The sequence below is a fragment of the Arthrobacter sp. KNU-44 genome (assembly GCF_051843155.1).
GTDB lineage: Bacteria > Actinomycetota > Actinomycetes > Actinomycetales > Micrococcaceae > Arthrobacter.
The window spans coordinates 959,343-978,402 of the sequence record NZ_JBPXNG010000002.1 but is presented as its reverse complement, the minus strand read 5'-3'; the positions used below and the strand labels follow the sequence as shown (position 1 = coordinate 978,402).

The following is a 19,060-nucleotide window of genomic DNA, read 5'->3' as shown; positions in this document are numbered from 1 at the left end:
AGTCCGCACCATTCCCCACGTTTTGGCTATTCGTCGAAGTAAACTTCCGGATCCGTCTCGCCCGACACAGAGGCAATGACATGAGCGGCTATATCCCGGAGTTTGACGTTTCGGCTGTTCGAGGCCCGGGTCAAAACCTTGAAGGCGGTGTCGCGTCCGCATCGGTTCTGCGCCATGACAATCCCGACGGCGGTGTCGATCGTCGAGCGGGACTGCATGGCTGCGGTGAGATCGTCCCGGGCGTTACGCAACTGGGAGATCATCAAAGCCAGACGCAAGGACTTCGCTGCACTCTCGGCGAATTCTTCTGCAGCCGTAATGTCCGGTCCGGTAAACCCGTGTGGGGTGGTCGAATAGAGGTTCATGACGGCTTCGGCTTCACCGGCCAGATCAAGCGGGACTGCCAGGATAGATCCGATGCCGTTCCGCCAGACTGCCTCGATGTAGTCACCCCAACGGCTTTCATGGCGGCTATCGACGACGAGCATCACTGAATTGTGCCGAAGCGCCGTGAGGCAAGGCCCGTCTCCGAATTCAATTTGCAGTTCATCGAGCGCGCGCACCCGCTCATCGCTGCTGGCTGTGGTGATGCCCTTTTTCTTCGTGACAACGGTGAGACCGCATGAGACGGCGTTGGAGGCCGTTGTGAGAGCAGCCCCTGCCAGGGTCGCAAGGTTCGCGAGGAAATCGTCAAGGTCGACGCTCTCCAAACAAAGATCCTGGAGGGTGATGCCAAGGTCCTGGTTCGGGTGGGCAGGCAATCCGGCCAACGCGTTGTGGGTCGGGCGCGGCTCTGAGCTAGTCATGTGCCTGCGATCCTTCCCGAATCGAGTTCCCGCATCGCTTCTGTGTCTAGTTCCCGCATTGCCAAGGCCAGAAGGTTCATTTGCGATGGGGGGAGCTCGCCGAGCTCATGAAGATACGCGTCCACAGCCATTTCATCCACATCGCCCCCAATCCCGTAAAAGTAGGCCCATACCCCGGCCAAGGCCGTGCGGCCGTCCCGGTACCAGTCGGCGGCGCTTCTCCGTTGCTCGGATGCCCACTCAGGATGACGCATTCCCGATCCCTCACGATTATTCATGGGATGCACCCGGGGAGGTCCAATCGAGGGGGACTGACGCGTTCAGGATGTCGGTGGCGATGTCATGAAGGCGCCGGTCGTTGTCCCGGGCAGCAAGCTGAAGCAGTTCCATGGCACGGTCCCGTCCACAATGGTTCTGGAGCATGATCAAGGACAGCGCCGCGTCCACCACAGCGCGTGACTGCAGCGCAGATCGGAGGTGTTCGGGGTACGGCTCCGGAACATGAAGCCGCAGCGCCAACCTCAGCGTTTTCGAAATTGTCTCGGCATGCTCCAAAACGCGGGCGACGATGGCCGGGTTAAATGTGCCGGGCGCATAGGCGTAGCAATTCAATGCTGCGCGTGCCGAAGAGTCTGTCTGGATAGGGACTGCGAGGACAGAGCGAATACCTTCGCCGTCTACCTGGTGGGCGTACTGTGCCCAACGATCGTCGGCCTGCAGATCATCAATCAGCACGCGGTGTTGGTGCCGCAACGCCGTAAGGCAAGGGCCGTCGTCGAACGTGTATTGCTTTTCGTCCAAGCGCTGCGCCGCAGCGGTACTACTGGCCACCGTTGAGGGGCCGGCATCCCGCTCGACGGTGATAGCGCACAAGAGAGGTTCCCGACCGTCCAACAAGGATGCTGAGATGGTGGCCAAGCCCAGGAGAAATTCGGTGAAGCCGGGACTTTCAAGCAGGAGGTCCTGCAATTGTTCTGTGGTGGGTACAGCGTTGTTGCTGGCCATGCGGCCTCGATTCCAAGGGGCGCCCGGATCCCTAACCCAGGCCGGTAGCCATGCCCGCTTGCGCGCTGCATAGCCCTTATATTCAATCCCTGGACCCGAACGACCATCCTGAAATCTCCTACTTCGACACTACGCCCTCCCGGGAGCTTTGGACACGAGAGGCCGTGGTCGTGAGCGGAGACGGCTCAGACCTCACCTTTGGTGGTGCTGGCTCGAAGGTCCCGCGTGAGGTTGGGGGACTGGACTATATTCTCGGTCGCCGCCCAGGAGGCGAGGAGCTTCAGGGCTTCTTCCGAGGGGCTGCCGGGAATGGCGGGGTAAACAGTCAGGGTGTGGCCGGGGTCGTCTTCGAGGTCCATGGCCTGGTAGCTCAGTTCAAGGAGCCCGACCACGGGGTGGTTGAAGAATTTGGTGCCTGAGTAGTGGCGGCGGACGTTGTGTGCTGCCCAGCGCGTGCGGAATTCGTCGCTGCGCATGGAGAGTTCGCCCACGAGTGCTGCGATGTCTTTGTCGTGGGGGTTGCGGCCCGCGTCGCGGCGCAGGATCGCGACGTTGACGTTCGCAGCACGGTCCCAGTCGGGGTAGAAGCCCTGGGCGCGGGGGTCCAGGAAGATGAAGCGCGAGTGGTTCGCAGGGCGTGCCGGGCTGCGGTACATCTCGGAGTAAAGGGCATAGCCCAGGGCGTTGGCGGCAACGATGTCCATGCGGTTGTTGCCGATAAAGGCCGGGGCTCCGGTGATGGCGTCGAGCAGATACTGCATCACGGGCCGCACGGCTGACGCGGGTGTGTCGCTGGAGCGTTTCCTTACCGAGGGGACGGCCGCACGTGCCAGGTCGTAGAGATGGTCGTGTTCGGCGCGGTCAAGCTCAAGAGCCCGGGCGATCGAGTCGAGGACGCTGTCCGAGACCCCGGTGAGGTTTCCACGCTCGAGGCGGGTGTAATAGTCGATGCTGACACCGGCGAGACGGGCGACTTCTTCCCTTCGGAGACCCGCCACTCGGCGCCGGCCGCCGATGGGCTCGATGCCCGCCTGCTCGGGGGTGATGCGTCCTCGGCGGGAGACCAGAAACTCTCGTACCTCGGCTCGGTTATCCATATGGAAACGGTACGACCCAACCAGGGACGGTTGGGAGGTTCTGTCATAACCCGTTTCGACAGAGCCCTCGCTACGCCTGCGGATTGCGGGTTTCATGGAAATCGAAGTCAGGCATTCGATGAAATGGAGCACCAGCGTATGCGCGCAACCATCATGCACACCCCCGGAGATGTCCGCGTATGCGGCTCGGACCGGTGGTCCTACCGCCCGTGAGTACGACGCCGACCACCACACGGGCTGCGACGGCCGGGACTGTCCCGGCAGCACTAGTCGCCACTGTCGTCTTCCTTACCGCTGTCGCACCGCTTGCAACCGACATGTACGTCCCGGCGTTCCCGCGCGTGTCGGAAGAATTCGGCACCTCGGCGTCGTCGGTTCAGCTGACTCTGACGACGTTCTTTGCCGGCATGGGACTGGGGCAGCTGGTCGGCGGCCCGTTCAGCGACCAACGCGGCAGACGCATGCCGCTTGTGGCAGGCACGATCCTCATGACCATCGCGACGGTTGGCTGCGCCCTGGCCCCGAGCATCGGATTCATGATGATTGCCCGGTTGCTGCAGGGCTTTGGCGGGGGATGGGCGATGGTGATCGGCCGCGCCGTCATCGTGGACCTGGCCCACGGCCCTCAATTGGTCCGGGTGCTCAACATCGTGATGGGGATCGGGGGCGTGGCGCCGATCATCAGCCCACTGCTGGGCGCCGTGATCCTGCAGTTGACCGGGTGGCGGATGACCTTCTGGACACTGGCGGCCCTTGGTGTCCTGATGACCCTTTGTGCGCTGTTCGTCGTGCCGGAATCCCGGCCGCCCGGGAAACGTCACGCGGGCGGACTGCGTGAATTCGGGCGTGCGGCGTGCACTGTCCTGGCGAACCGCCGGTTCGTTGGATACGTGATGGTGGCATCTTCGGCATTTATCGCGTTGTTCGCCTACGTCGCAACGTCCGCATTCATCCTGCAGAACATGAACGGATTGTCGCCGGTGGCGTACTCCATCGTCTTTGCCGCGAACGCTGGCGGGATGACTATCGCTGCCCTCGTCTCGGCGCGGCTGGCAGGGCAGGTGCCCACGCGACGGGTCATCCTCGTAGGACAGACCATCGCGCTCGCCGCTGGAGTCGTCATGCTTGCCGGCGCCCTCTGGTGGGGCACTCCTTTGCTCGTGGCAATGGGCAGCTTCTTCGCGCTCATGGTGGCCCAGGGACTGATCAATACCAATGGCGGTGCCCTTGCCTCGGCTGAAGTGCCGGCGCACCCGGGCACGAGTTCTGCCGTCCTGGGTCTGGTGCAGTGGACCACTGCCGGCATCATCGCGCCGATCGCAGGGTTGGGCGGTACGGACACGGCCGTCCCGATGGCAGTCATCATGATTGTCGGGGCCCTGCTGTCCCTCTTCGGTCTTGTCATTGTGGCCCGGCCCAGCGCAACCATCAGGGCGTTCACCAGGCCCGTTACTGCTCGAAATAAAGTCAAATCGATTGACATGACCTAAGTCACATTCTATATGCTGGTATCGGTCAAGCAGCTGGCTTCTCGATTTTCGTACGAGGAGGTCAGTCATGGCACCTATTCAACCCAGTCATCCCCATCTTCATGGTCAAAGGGCCTTCCACCTCGATGTTCGCGCTGCACGGCGCGGTGCAGCCTGGACGGCGGACACCTCCGGTGAAGCCTTGCGGGGCTACCTTCCCAGGCCAAGCGCGGTTCAACAACTGTTTCGGCGATGGCCGTTCGTGCCCTCGCGGGAATTGGAACGCATCCGTCTCGTGCTTCTTCATTGCGACGAAATAGCCCACGCGGCCGCAACCCGCCGGCTCTCCGAACCGGCCCAGGCGTTGCTGGATCTCGTGACGAGCGAGCTGGAGCGGCGACGCGAACCAGGACATCATCACCCTCTCAGCAACGGGCCGGCTACCCGGCATCCCGCACTGCCCACGCTTGCTCCCGGCCGCCGTCGGGGAGAACTTCTCTGATGGCGGGACACTTTGAAGTTTTCACTGACAACGGAGGCAGCTGCAGGGTGCGGCTGGTCGACGAGTTCGGGAAAGAGCTTGCCGTCTCCTCACCATTCCGGGACACGGACGCCGCGGTCCGCGGGATCTATACCTTCCGCGAGATCGCGGCGAGCGGACTGATCGAAGACCACACGTCCCGATTCTGAGTCTTGTGCCCTGGTCCTGGTGCCACGGGCCGTCGCCGCAGCGGCAGCTACTTCTTCGACGAACGGGGCTTCGCGACCTTCGGCGGAAGGGTAGCAACGTAGGCGAAAGCCTTCTCAATCCATTCCGCCGTTTGCTCCTCGTCGTCGCTCAAAGCTTCGGGGAGCCCGACGTAGCCACCCATGGCGCGGCCTTCGGGGCCGAACGGGAGCGTTTGGTGGCTGGCCTCCAGTGCCTCGCGGTCGGCGTCGGAAAGCTTGACGCCGATCATCGGGCCGAACAGTCCGGCGAACATATTGCCGTTCACGAACGCGCCCAGGTTCCCGAACATCGGCTTGACGACGACATCAGGGTTCTCTGGCACCACCGCGCGGAAGCGGTCTTTGTCGGCGTCGGACGGTTTGGGGATCTGCATGTGCGTACTCCGCGGTAGGGGATCGAAAGCCTAGGACTGCATGCAGCATACGACGGCGGGATGCGGGCCGCCAGCGTCGGGGCACCGTTCTCCTTTGAATCCAGAACAGGTCAAACGAGGAAAGTAGGATGGGCGAATGCCGAGTTCACCCGAAAACGAGCCTGCAGACCAGCTTCAAGGCATTCTGGACCTCCAGTCTGTTTTGGTGGGCGCAGAGAATGCTTCTGATCGGTGACGGCCCCTGCATCGCGGCGCTCCGGGAGATGTCTCCTGTGATTATCGACGACGGTTCGACAGACCTGCGCTGGCCGGCTCTCACCAAGAAATTCGCAGAGATAGGTGTTCATAGCTCGTTGGGGATTCCCATGGAAATCAGCGAAGACGCCAGTGCTGCGCTGAACTTTTTCACATCCAAGCCAGGTGCATTCACAGGTCTCGGGGAGCGGGATCGAAACTCACTTCGAGGGGTAGGAACGGGTGGACGTTTTTGGGTGCCTCGGCTGTTTGGATGGACCCGGACAGCTACTTGTGGATGGGCTTGGTCAAGGCGAGGCTGATTGTCTGGCCGGGGGCGAGTTCGCCGTTGGGTAGGTCTGTGAAGGCATACCAGACCGCTTCGGTGCCGGTCAGCGGGCGGTTCGCCCATCTCAGGTCTGTCACGCTGAACCGGGACGAGATCTGGCGCTCGGTGTCCCCGGGCGCAGTGGTATAGGTGAGCGGGACGCCGTCGGGGTCGGCGGTGAAGGTGCCCTGCGCTCCGTCGATCTTGAGTTCCCCGGGCATGAGCCTCACCCTGGTGCCTGCGGGGATGGGCTTGTCAGTGGTGAGGGACGGGTTGTACTGCAGCAGTTGGGTCGTGGTGGATCGGAATTTGTAGCCGATGCTGTCGAAGGAGTCACCGTCGACGGTGGTGTAGAAGATGGTCTGGCCGAATGAATTGTTGACCGTTGTTCCTGTACCGGACCTGCTGTCGACGGGATTCTTCTGCAGTTGGATACGGTTCCCGGCACGGACAAAATAGGTGTTGCCCTTCTCGTACACGTATGGGACCTTGTTCGCTTCCGCCAACTGCTCTCCCGTGATTCCGAACCGGTAGGTGATCCCGCCAAGTGTGTCCTCGGATTCGATGACGTAACTCGTGGGGATGCCGTTCTCGTCGACGGTGGCCGCCCCCTTCGCACCCTTGATCGGGCCTGGAGACGGGATCAACCGAAGCTTTGTATTGGGTGCCAATGCGCTCCCGGGCTGAAGCCCATTGAATTCAGCGAGTTTCTCCTCGGAGATGCGGAAGGCTGCGGCCACTCCAGCAGAGGTGTCACCGGAGACGGTGGTGTAGTAATCCACGTTCCCAAATGAATCGGTAACAGTGGGCCCGGCCAGGGAAGACCTCCCGGCGTTGGACGGTGTCGCCATAGCGGTGACGCTCGGCGCCGCAACCGTGTTGACCGGACCCGTTACTAAACTCGAGGCCACGAGTACGCCGGCCGCGACCGCCGCGGCAGCAAGCCCCGCAGCGGCGAAACGCACCCAATGACGTTTGGCCGGTGTGCGGTGGAAGTCGTGGACGGATCCGCCGACGGCGATGTGAGTGACCTCGGAATTCACGAACGACAGAGACCGATCGCGGCTGCGGTCCAATTCCTCGTCGGTGATCATGAGCGCAGGATCGGCGGCTGACAGCAGATCGGCGACGGACTGGTCCTTGCTCATTCTGTTGCTCCTTCTGACACTGTCTGCTCCTGAAGTATTCGGCCTAGTTCCTTGCGGGCCCGGTGCAGGCGCATTCGCACGGCAGTCGCCGTCGTGTTGAGGAGATGGGATACTTCGACGGCGGTGAGTCCGTCCCAATACGTCAGCAGCAACACCTCCCGTTCCTTCGGACCTAGGTAGTCGATGGCATCCCGCACGGCGGATTCCTCCGCGGGTGTCCCGGGGACGCGCTCCGACAGCAAAGCACCGATAAGCCCCGCCGACCGGGACAAGGACCTGTCGTGGTTTCGGAGCACGTTCTTGGCTATTCCGAAAATGACGAGCACCGGGAGCTCAGCATCCTGTCGGGACTTTTCCCAGGCAATCCTGAAAACCTCCGCGCACAGATCCTCGGCGGTGGCGGGGCCGTCCGTCCTGCGCCGAAAATAGCGGTAGATGCGGTCGTGGGACCCCGTGTGGGCGGCAACGAACCGTTTTTCCCTCTCCAGATCCACCCGTTCCCCCATTGTTTGCAAGCTCATGCCCTTGTTAATGTCCGGCAGCCAACAAACTGTAACGAGAATCTTGAAAGAATCTGGGCCATTCAGAAATCCAATGGGCGCTGAACTGCTCGCGTGCGGTATGCGGAGGAAGCTCGGAGAACGCAACTCCCTGCGCGCGCTGAGTGCGTGACGCTTGAGGATTCAGGCCGGAGCACCATTCGGGATAGACGCGGAAACCGCGCTTGCCGGGATGAAGGTCGGAGCTGACGTAGCCGAACGAGATCAGGTGCGGCTTGGTGAATTGGAAGACCCCGAACCGTTCCTGCTCCTCTACGAAGACAAGCAGTCCGGACATCGACTCTTCAGCCGTGAAGGGCCTGGTCGATCCGCCTTCACCGCGCTTCCAGACCGCGACGAAGGCGCCGGGTTTCGTCGGTGTGATCCGGGCCGTGCGGATTCGCCATTGCTCGTTCCCGATGCGGGCGACCCCAGATTCGTAGTCGCTGTTCTGTTCTTCAACCTGGAGGAGAGGCTGAGCATCGGCAAGAGCAGGCGCGAGATCGATGAAACGCTTGAAGGCGTGGAAATTCACTCTCAAACTGTATTCGCTCAAGAGTCGGCCTGGTGGGCATTTAGTATCGCGGAGTAGCGCGGCCGGTTGGTCCCGCTGGGCCCTTACCAAGCCTGCACGGAAACTCGGTCGACCTTCGGGGGCTGGCGAGCTCACGATGCTCGTGCACACGCGACCGATGCAGTGGGCCCGTCAGGCGAGCAGCTGCTCGCTGAGATCCCAGAGCCGTCGCGCGTCTTCGGGGTTGAGCATGGCCGAGTTCGCGTCGGCCGGGATGTTGTCCGGGGTTAGCGGTCGCTCTTCGTCGTCGAGCACGGCCACGTCGCTGTCTTTGAGATACACGCCGCCGATCCCGTCGAGCAGCGGGCTGGCTGCGCCGAACACGAGGGTGGCGGCGCCCTGCTCGATGGTCTTCTTTCCAGCCTCCGGGTCGATGATCGCGTCACCTTGCTCGTCGACGAGGCCCTGTGCCCGGAGGGAATCGAGGCGCTGGGGTGAGTGCGGGCCGGGTCCGATGACGACGCCGGGGTGCGCGGCGAATGCGCGGATGCCGTCCCCGGCGAACCGTCGGTCCAGTTCAACGGTGAAGAGGACGTTGGCGCGCTTGGATTGCGCGTACGCAGCGACAGGGTTGTAGCCGGTGGAGAAGTCGAGGTCATCCCAGTGGATGTCGCCGAACCGGGCCGCACCGGAGGTCACATTGACGACGCGAGCACCGTGCGCCGCGCGCAGTGCCGGGAGGAGCGCCCGGGTGAGCTGGAAGTGACCGAGATGGGAGGTCGAGAACGCCAGTTCGTGGCCACGGGCGTCAAGACGCAGCTCCGGGCCGAACAAGACCGCGGCGCTGTTGACCAGGATGTGCAGGGGGCGTCCGGAATCGAGCCAGCGCGCGGCAAAGGCGTCAATCGACTCCGGGTCTGTGAGGTCGAGCTGCTCGACGCGAACGCCGTCGATCCGGCCGACCGATTCGGCCGCGCGCTCGGTGTCGCGCGATGCGACCGTCACGTAGGCGCCGGCGGCGGCGAGAGCGCGGGTGACCTCCCTGCCAAGCCGGCTGTGCCCGCCGGTGATGATCGCCTCACGCCCGCTCAGATCGACGCCCTCGAGGATGTCGGCGGCGGTGTACGCGGCGGTGAATGGAGTGTGGAGAGGGGTCTGTTCCGATGACATGAGTCCAGTGTCATCTACCGAGCGCGGACGCGGAAGTCCAAGGCGTCCGCCCTGCGCCCCCTGCCCTTGCGGCCGCGAGCGTTTGCGGTCAACCTTCATGCCCGAATTCTTTCCTCACTTAGACGGCGGATTCTTCCAACGCCTCCGGAACCGGGAACCGATTCAGCCATTCCCTGGCCTCCTCGACGGACTTGAAGTATCCTTGCGGGCACTCGTGCTCACGCAACAGGGCCGCGGCCATCACCCGGTCGACCACTGTGGCCCCGACCAGTGCCACAGCGGACACAAACCGCGTCCCGGAAGTCTGCCCTTGAACTGGCTTCCTCTCGATCGAACGTGGTGCGTCGCTAATGACCTCCATGAGGTTCACCATCCCTGATCGGTGGAATACTGGGCGATCCTAATTTGGAGGCTTATTACATTCGGCCCAATCGCACGTTCGTCGGGGAAGATTAGGATTGGGATAAGCCAAGCCAAGTGAGCCAGTTGGTAAACACCCGCAGAACTCATCGTATCTACGCCTCAGGGCTGTGGCCTCGGAAGTGAGTCGCTCAACCAGCGCCGTTGCTGAGGTTCATTGGCGACAGCTGACGGCGGGAACGTCGGCGGGAGCTACGGGGCGTGAGATCAAATAGCCCTGGGCGGTGTCGCAGGCCATGCCGCGGAGTGCAGTGAGTTGCGTGGTTCGCTCGACGCCCTCGGCAGTTGTCTTGACTCCCGCGGCTTGCAGGACATGGATGAGTCCGTTGACGATGGCCGCTGCACGTGCGTCCGTGTCGATGTCGTCGATGAAGGACTTGGCGATTTTGACGGTCGTCAGGGGAAGGGCCCGAAGTAGCGCGAGGGTGGAATGGGCGGTCCCGTAATCATCGAGAGCGACCCCGACGCCGGCGTCGATAAGTTGCTGCAGTTGCACAGCGGCCCCGGGCATGTCGGTGATCGCGGTCCCTTCGGTGAGTTCGATCTCCAGGAGGTCGGCCGGGACGCCGTGACTGTTCAGTGCGCCCAGGACATCGCCGACCAGCGTGCCTGATGCCAGTTGCAGGGGGGAAACGTTGACGGCGATCCTCAGCGGGGTGCCGGCATCGGACCACAGCCTCGCCTGCGCACAGGCCCGATCGATGACCCAGGCGCCGATCCTGAGAATCTCCCCGGTATGTTCCGCGACTGGAATGAACTCGGCCGGAGGGACCTGGCCCAGTTCAGGATCCATCCAGCGCAGGAGGGCCTCCACACCGTGATCCTCTCCGGTGGCCAGGTCCCGGAGGGGCTGGTATTCCAGGCTCAACGCGCCGTCCCGAAGAGCACCGGGAAGCCGGCGGCGGATGAGCGCTTCGCGGGCGAGCCCTGCCGCATTCCCCGCAGGGCAAATCCGCCCGACGCGGCGTTTGCCGGCATGTTTGGCGTTGAGCATCGCATCGTCGGCGTGCCGGAGGACTGCCTCGAGCCGGCTCAAGGCACCCTCATCGGTGACATCACTCGCCATAGCAAGGCCGAGCGTGGCGGTAACGTCCAGGTGCTGCCCGTCGACGTCGAAGTGCTCGTCCATGCATTCCAGCACACGGTCGGCGACGGCTCCGGCTTCGGCTACGTCCACGCCGACCAGCAGCACAGCGAATTCGTCCCCGCCGAGCCGGACGACGGTGTCGCCGTCCCGGACGCATCCGGAGAGGCGTGCGGCGAATTCGGCGAGCACGATGTCCCCGGCCCGGTGCCCGTAGGTGTCGTTGACGCCCTTGAAGTCGTCCAGATCGATGAAGAGGATGCCTATCCGGGACCGGTGCGTGTCGCGGGTCAGGGCCGGCGCTTCCAGCTCAAGCATGCGCCTGTTCGGAAGGCCCGTGAGCGGATCATGCAGGGAGGCATGCCGGAAGACGGCCGACAGGCCTTCGAAGACCTCCGAGACCGGCACGATCCGCGGCACGCCATCGCCGACAACTAGCAGATCCTGGTAGCGGGTCGCTTCGGGCCTCTCCAGGATGACCGCGACCGCTTCGGACATCCCGAGCCCGTCCGGGACGGTGAAGTGGGATGCGCCCAGCATGTCTGTAGCCGTCGCACGGGCATGCAGCGCACGGCCGAACCCCAGACGGCCCGACATCTTGTATTCGAGCTGATCTCGGCTCAACAACGCCGGCCCGGCCGGGGAATCGACCACCACCCCGCGCAGGCTGCTGTTCGCCCTGAAGAGTTCGTCAACTTCGAGGGCCTGCGTGGAACCCGGCAGCACAATCGCCTCAAACCCGAGCGCTCCCAGCACCAGAGCATTCTGCTGGCGGTACGGTGTCGCAATGCTTTCAGTGTCCCTCACCGACTGTTGATATCACGCCAAGACCGCGTGCGGACGCCGGTTTTACTGCCGATGGATGAACAGTGCGTTGCATTCCGGCAACGTGAAACCCGGCGCCTGGGTGCGGCTCTGACCGCCTTCGCAAGATCACCAACGATCACTGTCGACGGAACCGACTTCATCCCCGGTGGAGCAACGCCCCTCTTTAGTGGAGGTTGCCGATCGATGGTTGTCCTCCGACCAGTTCGGAGGAGAAACCTTCGGAGAACCGGACGCCGTCGGCCACTTTCGCTAGGCGTTTCTTGGCGGCGTGTTCGACCAGCACCGGAACATAATCCCGGATCCGGCCACCGCTCAAGCTCGAGTGTTCTTCGGCAACTACATTTTCGACGACCGAGCGTGGAATATCGGGGAACCGCTCGATCAAGTGGTTGATGACAGCCACAAGGGCCCGTGCTTCGTCGTCCCTGATCATAGGCTCAGTGTCCAATGCTGCTGTGGGGACGTCAACATGACCACAGGTCAGTACGGCCTGCCCGCTGAGTGGCAACGGGTGTGCCGTCCATGACGGGCCCGCAGCCGCGGCGCGGCAACGGACGAGCGCCAGCCAGATCATGCGGGTCCATCGGACAGCATGCACGTTGAGGGATCGGCTACCGCACCGTTTTGAAGTGCTCAACCACCGGGAATGGATCGTAGAAATGGTGCAGCAGCTCCTTCCACCGCTCATAGTCGGGGGACCCACGGAAGCCGTCGGAATGGGCCTCGACCGAATCCCACTCAACGAGGAGAAGGTACAGGCTTGGGGACTCTATCGAGCGTGAAATCGAAAGACTCCGGAAGCCTTGCTGCCGGCTGATAAGAGGTCGCGCCCTTCGGAATGCCTCTTCGAAATCAGACTCGCTGCCGGGACGGACGGGGAGAATCGCGTGCTCCAGAATCATTCCCTCAGCTTCTCACGGTCGTCCGGTTGAGGATCGGCTAGCGGTCAGGGGGTGACATTTAGCACTGCGAAAAGTCCGCCACTTATCGCCGCGAATCCGGGGCTTGTCGCGTGTTCCGAAAGGGGAGCGCATTCAACACAGCATTGCGGATCGTGATGCCCGATCGGGTCTTGGGTACGAGGAGGCGCGATGCGATGCCGGCGCCCCGTTGTAGCGAGTGCACGTGTTTGCGGTGGCTGCGTTCATAGCCGGCGAAAGCGGCGGTGTGGTCATCCGGGTGAGCGGCAATCGCGTCGGCGAGGGTCTTGGCTCCAACGATCGCGCTGCTGGACCCTTCACCGAACAACGAGATGCAACTCGCCGCGTCACCGAGCAGCACCACGCGGCCGGCAGCCCACTGCGGTACGTCCATGCGGGTGACGGCGTCGAAGTACCTTTCGTCGGACGCGCCCCATTCCTCGAGCGCGAGCGGGGTGAGCCATCCGCCGTCGGCGTACGTGGCCTCGACGAGGCGTCTGCCTTGGTCCGCGTCGCGGTAGTCGAAATTCTGCTGCCCCCGGAAGATGAATGCGAACCCGGGTTTTCCACCCGCCGGGTGGATGGTCAAGGAGGTTCCCGGTTCGTTGTACAACAGCACGGTGCGCGGATCTTGGATCGGTGCAGGGGCGCGCACGGTGCCCACGAACATGCCGAATGGGCGGGAAAAACGTTCTTCGGGGCCGAATACCAAGCGCCGAACGGTGGAGTGGAGTCCGTCGGCTCCGATGACCAGGTCGAAGCGACGGGAAGGGGTCCGCTGAAACTCGACGTCGATTCCGCCGCCGTCCTGGTGCAAGGCGGTGATCGAGTCGTCCCGGATGATGAGGCTTGTCTCCCGGGCCTTCTCAAGCAACAGGCCGACGAGGTCAGTGCGTGAGACCTCGACCTCCCCGTCGCCGTCGGCACGTTGGCGGGTGCGGATGGTGTCCTGCGGCCGCCCGTCGGCATCCACAAAGACCAGGCGTTCGACGCCGGTGGCAGCCTCCTCCAGGTGCGACCAGATGCCCATTTGCCGTGCGATAGCGACTGCTGCTCCGCGCACGTCGATGGGGTTCCCACTAGATCGTGTGGCGGCCGCTCGTTCCACAATCGTGACCGACCAACCGGCCTTCGCCAGCCAGTACGCGGCGGTCAAGCCGGCAATGCCGCCACCGGAGACCAGTACGCTGCGATCCACCATGCCCCCATTCAAGCACTCAACACCGCGGGTAAGCCCGCATCGCGGGTGGTTCCACGTCGCCTATCTATGCGGGAGAAGATACTGTCGGCGACATGATGATTTGGATCAACGGAACCTTCGGCGTGGGGAAAACTACTGCCGGCAAGGCACTGGTCGAAGCGCAGCCCGCTCTACGGCTCTTTGACCCCGAAGCGGTCGGATATATGCTCATGCACAGTTTGAAGGACCAGGCCTTCGGCGACTTTCAGGACCTTCCGGCATGGCGGGCACTGGTTCCAGCCACGGCTCTCGAAATTTGTCGGCATACCGGACAACACTTGGTGGCCGTCCAGACCGTGCTGCGGCAGGACTATTGGGCGGAACTTCAGGCAAGTTTCAATGAGTTGGACGATCAAGTCATCCATGTAGTGCTAGACGCCGACGAAGCAACCCTTCGGAGCCGAATCGAGAACGACCAGGTCGAGTTGTCCGGCAGGCAGTGGAGGTTGGATCACCTCGAGAGGTACGCGGCGGCCCGCACGTGGATGATCAAAGACGCTGACCTCGTCATCGACACGTCCCGGCTATCAGCGGAAGATGTTGCTTCTCGAATCGCCGACGCTGTCACTGCGGAACTCCCTGTCCAATAACGCTGAGCGGACAATACGAGGGGTGCCCCTGCGGGCTGCCGGGCGACAATAGCGTGTGCCCTCGGCCGGTTTCGTCCCGGACGGGCATATTTTGGAGATGCAGCTGCCGTCTATGGATCCGATCTGGTTTATCAAGGCACCCTTCGAGCGAGTCGGGACCGGGCCAGCTATCAGTCCCGCTGGCTATGGACTCTCTTCGGCGATCCGCAACCTTTCGAGAACCTCGATAAGTACACGGCAAAGAAGATCCCCGACCGGTTCACGCTTGCGTCTTTGAACGAGTAATGCCGCGCTCTCGGCATCGAGCGTGACAACTCAGGTTTCTACGGTTCAAACGGGCTGCTCGTCGGAGAAGACACGAGTAGTTGGACTAGCAAACCGGGCGACAAACTCAGTCGCGGCCATCTCACTTAGACGGCGGATTTTTCCAACGCCTCCGGAACCGGTAACCGATTCAGCCATTCCGTGGCCTCCTCGACGGACGTGAAGTATCCGTGCGGGCACTCCTGCTCACGCAACAAGGCCGCGGCCATCACCCGGTCGACCACTGTGGCCCCGACCAGTGCCACAGCGGACACAAACCGCGTCCCCTGCAGCGTCACTCTGGACTCGAGACTCAAACACACGTCCACCACTTCGACGAGCATCGGTTGCAACCGGCCTCCGGTCACGCCACGGACGGCAGCGACGACATCGTGAACATCGGCGGCCGACACAGACGAGCCCGGCGCCCACCGCAGATGGAAGGTACCCTCCGCATCCACATTCAAGGTTGCGTTTGCGCAGGTCAGCGCGATTTCCATCATGAGCCCCCCTTAGTCCTCAGATGAGGCTAGCGGTTCCCGAGGCACAAATGTGATTTATCGAACAGTTTCGCTAATTCTTCCGTCGGCCGAAGCCCCATCCAGGCGCCAATGGCCCACCATCTGCAAACAGGTTCGTTAACGCCCGCAGGACCCATCGCCACAAACTGCCCTCTGAGGTCGCTTTGAAGATTAGATACGACGCCGTTGCCAACGCTGCCTACATCTACTTTGCAGCAGAGGGAACTCTTGCCGGGAATATAGCCAAAACCTATTTGTGCGACACCCGTGAAATCAACGGAATGATCAATCTCGACTTCGACGGCGATGGCCGGCTCCTTGGCGTGGAGGTCATGGACGCGCGCTCAAAGCTGCCATTTGAAGTGCTGAAACAACTCGAATGATGACAGCGCCGTCCTGCCGGAACCCCGGGAAGGCACCCAGGCGTGCTCCGTGTCTTACGAGCGCGACGCCCAGTGACGACGGCCGCCGCACACACCAGGATCCCTCAGCACGCATTCCCGTCGATGCGAGCAGGTTCCGGAACTGCTTCGATCATCGAGAAACGGGCCGGGACTCGGATAATCGTTGCTTATGAGCGTTGGGGGCTGGGCGGACCGATACAGGCAGGGCGATCGGGAACGCGTGTGGACGGAGTTGGGGCGGCTCGGGTCGAATGTGCGTGACCGCCAAGTCATCCGCGGCGGATCCGCTGGTGATCGAGCTCGAGGGAACAAGGTATTCCGGGGAATCGATCTCCAGCTACTTCATCAGCGAGCACGAGGCCTGGGCAGAGGAAGCTCGGGACGACCCTGCTGTCGGGCCTTTCGTACTGCCGGTTGCGCCTGATCGGTTGCATAAGGCGAAGGTCAGCGGCGGTGCGCCGTATGGATTCCGGGTCCCCGACAGTGGAGCTGACGGCGTCTTTGCCGCTGAGAATGACATGTCGTTTGTGTCGTATCTAAACCAGATATTCCGGAATGGCGGCTTTGCCAGCTTGCCTTTGGGAGACAGACACGAGCGGCTGCGGAAGTCACTAACCGACGGACTGCTGTTGCTCTAGATGTGCTGCGCAGGCTGAGTCTGACGTGGCATGGATTTGTCCGGTAACCGATCCCTCTACGTGCCGGTATCGATATCACTCGGCGTGCAGGCTGGCCGATGTAGTGGTCGCACCAATAGCACGCCCTGTGTGCGGGTCGCGGGCTTGGGTTATTGGGCCCAGATGCTCCGAACGTTTTCTTGCGCGGTGATGAGCGGTGTCGTTTCGATGGTGATCGACGCTTCATTGAACCTCAGGGCGGCCCAGTCATATACCAGACGCAGCGAACCGGCCTGCGGCGCCGGCCACAACCAGGCGTTAATGCGATAGTCGTAGTTCTGGTCCGAGCCTCCGCCCCCGCGTCCGTGTGTGGTCAGCTGCGGCCCCTCTGGTTCCGCTCCGTCGAACGGATAGCGGTGAGCCCTGAGGCCGCCGATGGCCTTGGATCCGTCAGGCATTTCCACTCCCACCCGGAGCGATCCTTCGGCAGATTCTCTGCGGAACGGACGGTGTGGTTGGAGATTATCCATCAGCTCAAACCATTGCTCGTCTGTCATGTCGGCCTGACGGCTGGCGCTCACGGAGAAAGCGAACACGCAGCCCGCCCGGTATACATCGATGCGACGCAGGCACAAGGCGGCACCAGGCCGGCGAGCAAGAACTGCCGTCACCGGGACCGGTACAGGCAACTCATTCTCCGGCGGGCTTACCCAGATCGGTGTTTCTACTCGTACGGGGCGCGGTTCTGCCGACCGCTCAACCTCCGGAAAGAATGACATGGCCCTCACTCTCCCACCACCCGATGGACATGTCGAGCCTGCCCCTCAGGGGATTCTCGAAGGGGCCACTCCGGTGACCAGGGCGACGGATTCCAGAGGGGATTGCGCCGTTCTGGTTCAGACGGATTCGTTCTGTCCGGAATCCGCCAGCGTGACGCCGGCAACAGACCAGTTCTCGCGGGGAAGCTCGTGCAAGATCACCCGGATCGTGTCGGGACGGATTTCCATAACCTCAGCGTAAGTGGCCGTGAGCGCAGCCAGCAGCTGACGCTTCTTTTCAATAGAGGAGGGGGATGCATTGAGAACCTGAATGAGGGGCATCCACAGATTGTGGCATCCTCCGCGGAGGAACGAGTGGACTCCGGCTCCTCACCGGCCAGATGCGTCTCGAAATGAGCGAATCGCGCTACCGCGCTCAAGCGCAGCCGAGGGATCCGTTGCCGGGCATTTCGAACCTCCCTGATCAATTGCGCTTTAAGAGTCGGGACCTGCTGAGCTGCCTGAGGCAGTGTGAGCGGCACTACGGCGGCGGTTCAGCCGTCCTCTGACCGTGCTGCCCTCTTCAACTCAGCGATCCGCAGCCGTAAGAAGATGATAGTTAAGACCAAGGCATACACGGCCAGGACGGCCACTGCGATCACGAAGACAACGTATAGAATTCCGATGATTCCGAAGGCCGGACTTAAATTCATTGCTACCCCCAAGAGTCGTTGGGTCCCAATGCTACACAGACTCTTCAGCGATTCTTCGTGGCGAAGTTGGACATTAGGCTCATGAAAGTTTCAGTCTGCTTCGTTGGATTGGATCACGACCTCATATGGTGGTGCCATGACCGAGACGATCGCTTGGAACTTGGCATTTCGTTGTGGCAATGGCGTTGGCAAGGCGCCGGGGCGAACTGCCGATGCAGCCATTCCCAACCAGCCGCCTTCCGGCTGGACAGGAAGCCTTGGGCCGGGCGTTCACCTCTGTCTTTGTTGACGCGGTGGACTCTTCAGGTGTCCGTGTCGCCCGCGTTGTGGCGATCGAAACGGAGCCCACCGGGGAGCACCCTGACGGCCCTGAATGCGGCGGGCCGTTTCGGTTCAAGCCGGTACAGGTGCCGCTCGGTTGAGAACAAATGGTCCCTTTGCCCGGCCTCAAGGCTTCCGGACCTGCAACGCGTTCTTCGGCAGGCTCGTCCGAGGGTCGAGGTTTGTGGACTCCACGCGCCCAAAGGCCATCTTCCGTCCGGTCGGGGATCCTTTTCCGGGCACCGCGCCGCTCCGTTTTGCGTGGTCAGCCTCTGATTGGCCTATTAGGCGAATACGGTCGTCGGAGCTACGAGGGTAAGCAGCAATCGGGGGAACGGGTCCTGTTTCAGGCTTCGGAGGAGTGTCGGTAGGTAACCGTGGCGAATGCGCTGCCCACCAGAGCCCCTGTGACGCCCGAGACTACCCAGGGGTTCCCTGACTGAACCAGGCTGCAGAGGGCGAAGGCCATTGCGCCTGAAGTCATCAGTGCAACGACTCCCGTGACAACTGCCCGCGTCTTGCGGGTCGCTTCCTCGGCCACCGCCAACCTGGCAACGATTACTGCGCCGGAAACTGCCACCCCAAGCACCGTCATAACAAGCACTTCAGCGAATAGGTAGAACAGATAATAAAGGACGAAGACAGGGTTGAAGGTGGGCAATGTGTAACTGAGAAGATGAACTAATTCCGCTGCGATACCCAGGGTGACGCCGAGGCAAGCAAGCCTCGACCACAGCTTTCCCCTGCACCACCAGCCGAGTTGGCCGTTACTTTTTGCCACTATTCAGCACCTCACGTCGAAGATTGCTGCTTGTGTTCCCGGCTCTTGCCCATGCTTCCTGAGTAGGTCAACCCAATTGAGGACCACTGAGACGGCCTGATCCAGGACCACCTACGAGCCTGCTGACCAGGTCGCCGAATTCGGACC

General features: G+C 62.3%; 24 protein-coding genes. 6 read left to right on the top strand and 18 right to left on the bottom strand.

Annotated features, from left to right (window positions below):
* Window positions 1-26: 26 nt before the first annotated feature.
* The 4 genes from ACSVHC_RS05330 to ACSVHC_RS05315 all read right to left on the bottom strand — a co-directional run bounded on the left by ACSVHC_RS05330 (window position 27) and on the right by ACSVHC_RS05315 (window position 2,908).
* A complete protein-coding gene (locus ACSVHC_RS05330; RefSeq protein ID WP_437772756.1) occupies window positions 27-806 on the bottom strand; it encodes a GAF and ANTAR domain-containing protein in 780 nt (259 codons plus the stop codon).
* A complete protein-coding gene (locus ACSVHC_RS05325) occupies window positions 803-1,060 on the bottom strand; it encodes a hypothetical protein (protein WP_439180639.1) in 258 nt (85 codons plus the stop codon). The genes ACSVHC_RS05330 and ACSVHC_RS05325 overlap by 4 nt, the downstream gene beginning before the upstream one ends.
* 16 nt (window positions 1,061-1,076) lie before the next feature.
* Window positions 1,077-1,811 (bottom strand): GAF and ANTAR domain-containing protein, encoded by a 735-nt coding sequence (locus ACSVHC_RS05320; protein WP_437772758.1) that lies wholly within the window; start codon window positions 1,809-1,811, stop codon window positions 1,077-1,079.
* Between the two features lie 185 nt (window positions 1,812-1,996).
* The gene (locus ACSVHC_RS05315) at window positions 1,997-2,908 is read right to left on the bottom strand and encodes a helix-turn-helix transcriptional regulator (RefSeq protein WP_437772759.1); all 912 of its coding nucleotides are present in this window, start codon (window positions 2,906-2,908) and stop codon (window positions 1,997-1,999) included.
* 209 nt (window positions 2,909-3,117) lie between these two features.
* Between ACSVHC_RS05315 and ACSVHC_RS05310 the strand changes: the two genes are divergently transcribed.
* From ACSVHC_RS05310 to ACSVHC_RS05300, 3 genes are all read left to right on the top strand, one after another.
* Complete coding sequence (locus tag ACSVHC_RS05310) at window positions 3,118-4,398, top strand: multidrug effflux MFS transporter (protein WP_437772760.1); 1,281 nt, start codon at window positions 3,118-3,120, stop codon at window positions 4,396-4,398.
* A 67-nt stretch (window positions 4,399-4,465) separates the two neighbouring features.
* Complete coding sequence (locus ACSVHC_RS05305; protein WP_437772761.1) at window positions 4,466-4,879, top strand: hypothetical protein; 414 nt, start codon at window positions 4,466-4,468, stop codon at window positions 4,877-4,879.
* A complete protein-coding gene (locus tag ACSVHC_RS05300) occupies window positions 4,879-5,067 on the top strand; it encodes a YegP family protein (RefSeq protein ID WP_236816014.1) in 189 nt (62 codons plus the stop codon). The genes ACSVHC_RS05305 and ACSVHC_RS05300 overlap by 1 nt, the downstream gene beginning before the upstream one ends.
* A 47-nt stretch (window positions 5,068-5,114) precedes the next feature.
* Here the strand turns inward: ACSVHC_RS05300 and ACSVHC_RS05295 are convergent, their stop codons facing one another.
* The 10 genes from ACSVHC_RS05295 to ACSVHC_RS05250 form a co-directional block, all read right to left on the bottom strand.
* Window positions 5,115-5,480, bottom strand: a complete 366-nt coding sequence (locus ACSVHC_RS05295) for a TfoX/Sxy family protein (protein WP_437772762.1) — start codon at window positions 5,478-5,480, stop codon at window positions 5,115-5,117.
* Window positions 5,481-6,002: 522 nt separating this feature from the next.
* Window positions 6,003-7,190 (bottom strand): LysM peptidoglycan-binding domain-containing protein, encoded by a 1,188-nt coding sequence (locus tag ACSVHC_RS05290; RefSeq protein WP_437772763.1) that lies wholly within the window; start codon window positions 7,188-7,190, stop codon window positions 6,003-6,005.
* Window positions 7,187-7,711 (bottom strand): RNA polymerase sigma factor, encoded by a 525-nt coding sequence (locus ACSVHC_RS05285; RefSeq protein WP_437772764.1) that lies wholly within the window; start codon window positions 7,709-7,711, stop codon window positions 7,187-7,189. Before ACSVHC_RS05285 ends, ACSVHC_RS05290 begins: the two co-directional genes overlap by 4 nt.
* A gap of 7 nt (window positions 7,712-7,718) precedes the next feature.
* Window positions 7,719-8,264 (bottom strand): MepB family protein, encoded by a 546-nt coding sequence (locus ACSVHC_RS05280; RefSeq protein WP_437772765.1) that lies wholly within the window; start codon window positions 8,262-8,264, stop codon window positions 7,719-7,721.
* 171 nt (window positions 8,265-8,435) lie between these two features.
* Complete coding sequence (locus tag ACSVHC_RS05275) at window positions 8,436-9,413, bottom strand: SDR family NAD(P)-dependent oxidoreductase (protein ID WP_437772766.1); 978 nt, start codon at window positions 9,411-9,413, stop codon at window positions 8,436-8,438.
* A gap of 118 nt (window positions 9,414-9,531) precedes the next feature.
* Window positions 9,532-9,774 (bottom strand): hypothetical protein, encoded by a 243-nt coding sequence (locus ACSVHC_RS05270; RefSeq protein ID WP_437772767.1) that lies wholly within the window; start codon window positions 9,772-9,774, stop codon window positions 9,532-9,534.
* A 213-nt stretch (window positions 9,775-9,987) separates the two neighbouring features.
* Window positions 9,988-11,724, bottom strand: a complete 1,737-nt coding sequence (locus ACSVHC_RS05265; protein WP_437772768.1) for a putative bifunctional diguanylate cyclase/phosphodiesterase — start codon at window positions 11,722-11,724, stop codon at window positions 9,988-9,990.
* Between the two features lie 184 nt (window positions 11,725-11,908).
* The gene (locus ACSVHC_RS05260; protein ID WP_437772769.1) at window positions 11,909-12,178 is read right to left on the bottom strand and encodes a three-helix bundle dimerization domain-containing protein; all 270 of its coding nucleotides are present in this window, start codon (window positions 12,176-12,178) and stop codon (window positions 11,909-11,911) included.
* Window positions 12,179-12,356: 178 nt separating this feature from the next.
* Window positions 12,357-12,647 (bottom strand): antibiotic biosynthesis monooxygenase family protein, encoded by a 291-nt coding sequence (locus tag ACSVHC_RS05255; protein WP_437772770.1) that lies wholly within the window; start codon window positions 12,645-12,647, stop codon window positions 12,357-12,359.
* 82 nt (window positions 12,648-12,729) lie between these two features.
* Entirely contained in the window at window positions 12,730-13,866 is a 1,137-nt protein-coding gene (locus ACSVHC_RS05250) for an FAD-dependent oxidoreductase (RefSeq protein ID WP_439180638.1), read from the bottom strand.
* A 92-nt stretch (window positions 13,867-13,958) separates the two neighbouring features.
* On the opposite strand from ACSVHC_RS05250, the gene ACSVHC_RS05245 reads away from it, so the two are divergent.
* Complete coding sequence (locus ACSVHC_RS05245) at window positions 13,959-14,495, top strand: AAA family ATPase (protein WP_437772772.1); 537 nt, start codon at window positions 13,959-13,961, stop codon at window positions 14,493-14,495.
* 410 nt (window positions 14,496-14,905) lie between these two features.
* On the opposite strand, the gene ACSVHC_RS05240 is transcribed toward ACSVHC_RS05245, so the two are convergent.
* Window positions 14,906-15,301 (bottom strand): DUF7793 family protein, encoded by a 396-nt coding sequence (locus tag ACSVHC_RS05240; protein ID WP_437772773.1) that lies wholly within the window; start codon window positions 15,299-15,301, stop codon window positions 14,906-14,908.
* A gap of 182 nt (window positions 15,302-15,483) precedes the next feature.
* Here ACSVHC_RS05240 and ACSVHC_RS05235 point away from each other — a divergent pair, with 182 nt between their 5' ends.
* Both ACSVHC_RS05235 and ACSVHC_RS05230 read left to right on the top strand, forming a co-directional pair.
* Window positions 15,484-15,702, top strand: a complete 219-nt coding sequence (locus ACSVHC_RS05235; protein ID WP_437772774.1) for a DUF2283 domain-containing protein — start codon at window positions 15,484-15,486, stop codon at window positions 15,700-15,702.
* A gap of 278 nt (window positions 15,703-15,980) precedes the next feature.
* Window positions 15,981-16,361, top strand: a complete 381-nt coding sequence (locus ACSVHC_RS05230; RefSeq protein WP_437772775.1) for a hypothetical protein — start codon at window positions 15,981-15,983, stop codon at window positions 16,359-16,361.
* A gap of 149 nt (window positions 16,362-16,510) precedes the next feature.
* Here the strand turns inward: ACSVHC_RS05230 and ACSVHC_RS05225 are convergent, their stop codons facing one another.
* From ACSVHC_RS05225 to ACSVHC_RS05215, 3 genes are all read right to left on the bottom strand, one after another.
* A complete protein-coding gene (locus ACSVHC_RS05225; RefSeq protein WP_439180637.1) occupies window positions 16,511-16,798 on the bottom strand; it encodes a hypothetical protein in 288 nt (95 codons plus the stop codon).
* A gap of 438 nt (window positions 16,799-17,236) precedes the next feature.
* Window positions 17,237-17,440, bottom strand: coding sequence for a tautomerase family protein (locus tag ACSVHC_RS05220; protein WP_437772777.1), 204 nt, complete (start codon window positions 17,438-17,440; stop codon window positions 17,237-17,239).
* 1,038 nt (window positions 17,441-18,478) lie between these two features.
* Complete coding sequence (locus ACSVHC_RS05215; RefSeq protein ID WP_437772788.1) at window positions 18,479-18,913, bottom strand: hypothetical protein; 435 nt, start codon at window positions 18,911-18,913, stop codon at window positions 18,479-18,481.
* Window positions 18,914-19,060: the final 147 nt, after the last annotated feature.

Coding starts and splice junctions, on each gene's coding strand:
- ACSVHC_RS05330 (WP_437772756.1), bottom strand. CDS start 806: ATGACTAGCTCAGAGCCGCGCCCGACCCACAACGCGTTGGCCGGATTG.
- ACSVHC_RS05325 (WP_439180639.1), bottom strand. CDS start 1,060: ATGCGTCATCCTGAGTGGGCATCCGAGCAACGGAGAAGCGCCGCCGAC.
- ACSVHC_RS05320 (WP_437772758.1), bottom strand. CDS start 1,811: ATGGCCAGCAACAACGCTGTACCCACCACAGAACAATTGCAGGACCTC.
- ACSVHC_RS05315 (WP_437772759.1), bottom strand. CDS start 2,908: ATGGATAACCGAGCCGAGGTACGAGAGTTTCTGGTCTCCCGCCGAGGA.
- ACSVHC_RS05305 (WP_437772761.1), top strand. CDS start 4,466: ATGGCACCTATTCAACCCAGTCATCCCCATCTTCATGGTCAAAGGGCC.
- ACSVHC_RS05300 (WP_236816014.1), top strand. CDS start 4,879: ATGGCGGGACACTTTGAAGTTTTCACTGACAACGGAGGCAGCTGCAGG.
- ACSVHC_RS05295 (WP_437772762.1), bottom strand. CDS start 5,480: ATGCAGATCCCCAAACCGTCCGACGCCGACAAAGACCGCTTCCGCGCG.
- ACSVHC_RS05290 (WP_437772763.1), bottom strand. CDS start 7,190: ATGAGCAAGGACCAGTCCGTCGCCGATCTGCTGTCAGCCGCCGATCCT.
- ACSVHC_RS05285 (WP_437772764.1), bottom strand. CDS start 7,711: ATGAGCTTGCAAACAATGGGGGAACGGGTGGATCTGGAGAGGGAAAAA.
- ACSVHC_RS05275 (WP_437772766.1), bottom strand. CDS start 9,413: ATGTCATCGGAACAGACCCCTCTCCACACTCCATTCACCGCCGCGTAC.
- ACSVHC_RS05270 (WP_437772767.1), bottom strand. CDS start 9,774: ATGGAGGTCATTAGCGACGCACCACGTTCGATCGAGAGGAAGCCAGTT.
- ACSVHC_RS05260 (WP_437772769.1), bottom strand. CDS start 12,178: ATGATCAGGGACGACGAAGCACGGGCCCTTGTGGCTGTCATCAACCAC.
- ACSVHC_RS05255 (WP_437772770.1), bottom strand. CDS start 12,647: ATGATTCTGGAGCACGCGATTCTCCCCGTCCGTCCCGGCAGCGAGTCT.
- ACSVHC_RS05250 (WP_439180638.1), bottom strand. CDS start 13,866: ATGGTGGATCGCAGCGTACTGGTCTCCGGTGGCGGCATTGCCGGCTTG.
- ACSVHC_RS05245 (WP_437772772.1), top strand. CDS start 13,959: ATGATGATTTGGATCAACGGAACCTTCGGCGTGGGGAAAACTACTGCC.
- ACSVHC_RS05240 (WP_437772773.1), bottom strand. CDS start 15,301: ATGATGGAAATCGCGCTGACCTGCGCAAACGCAACCTTGAATGTGGAT.
- ACSVHC_RS05225 (WP_439180637.1), bottom strand. CDS start 16,798: ATGCCTGACGGATCCAAGGCCATCGGCGGCCTCAGGGCTCACCGCTAT.
- ACSVHC_RS05220 (WP_437772777.1), bottom strand. CDS start 17,440: ATGCCCCTCATTCAGGTTCTCAATGCATCCCCCTCCTCTATTGAAAAG.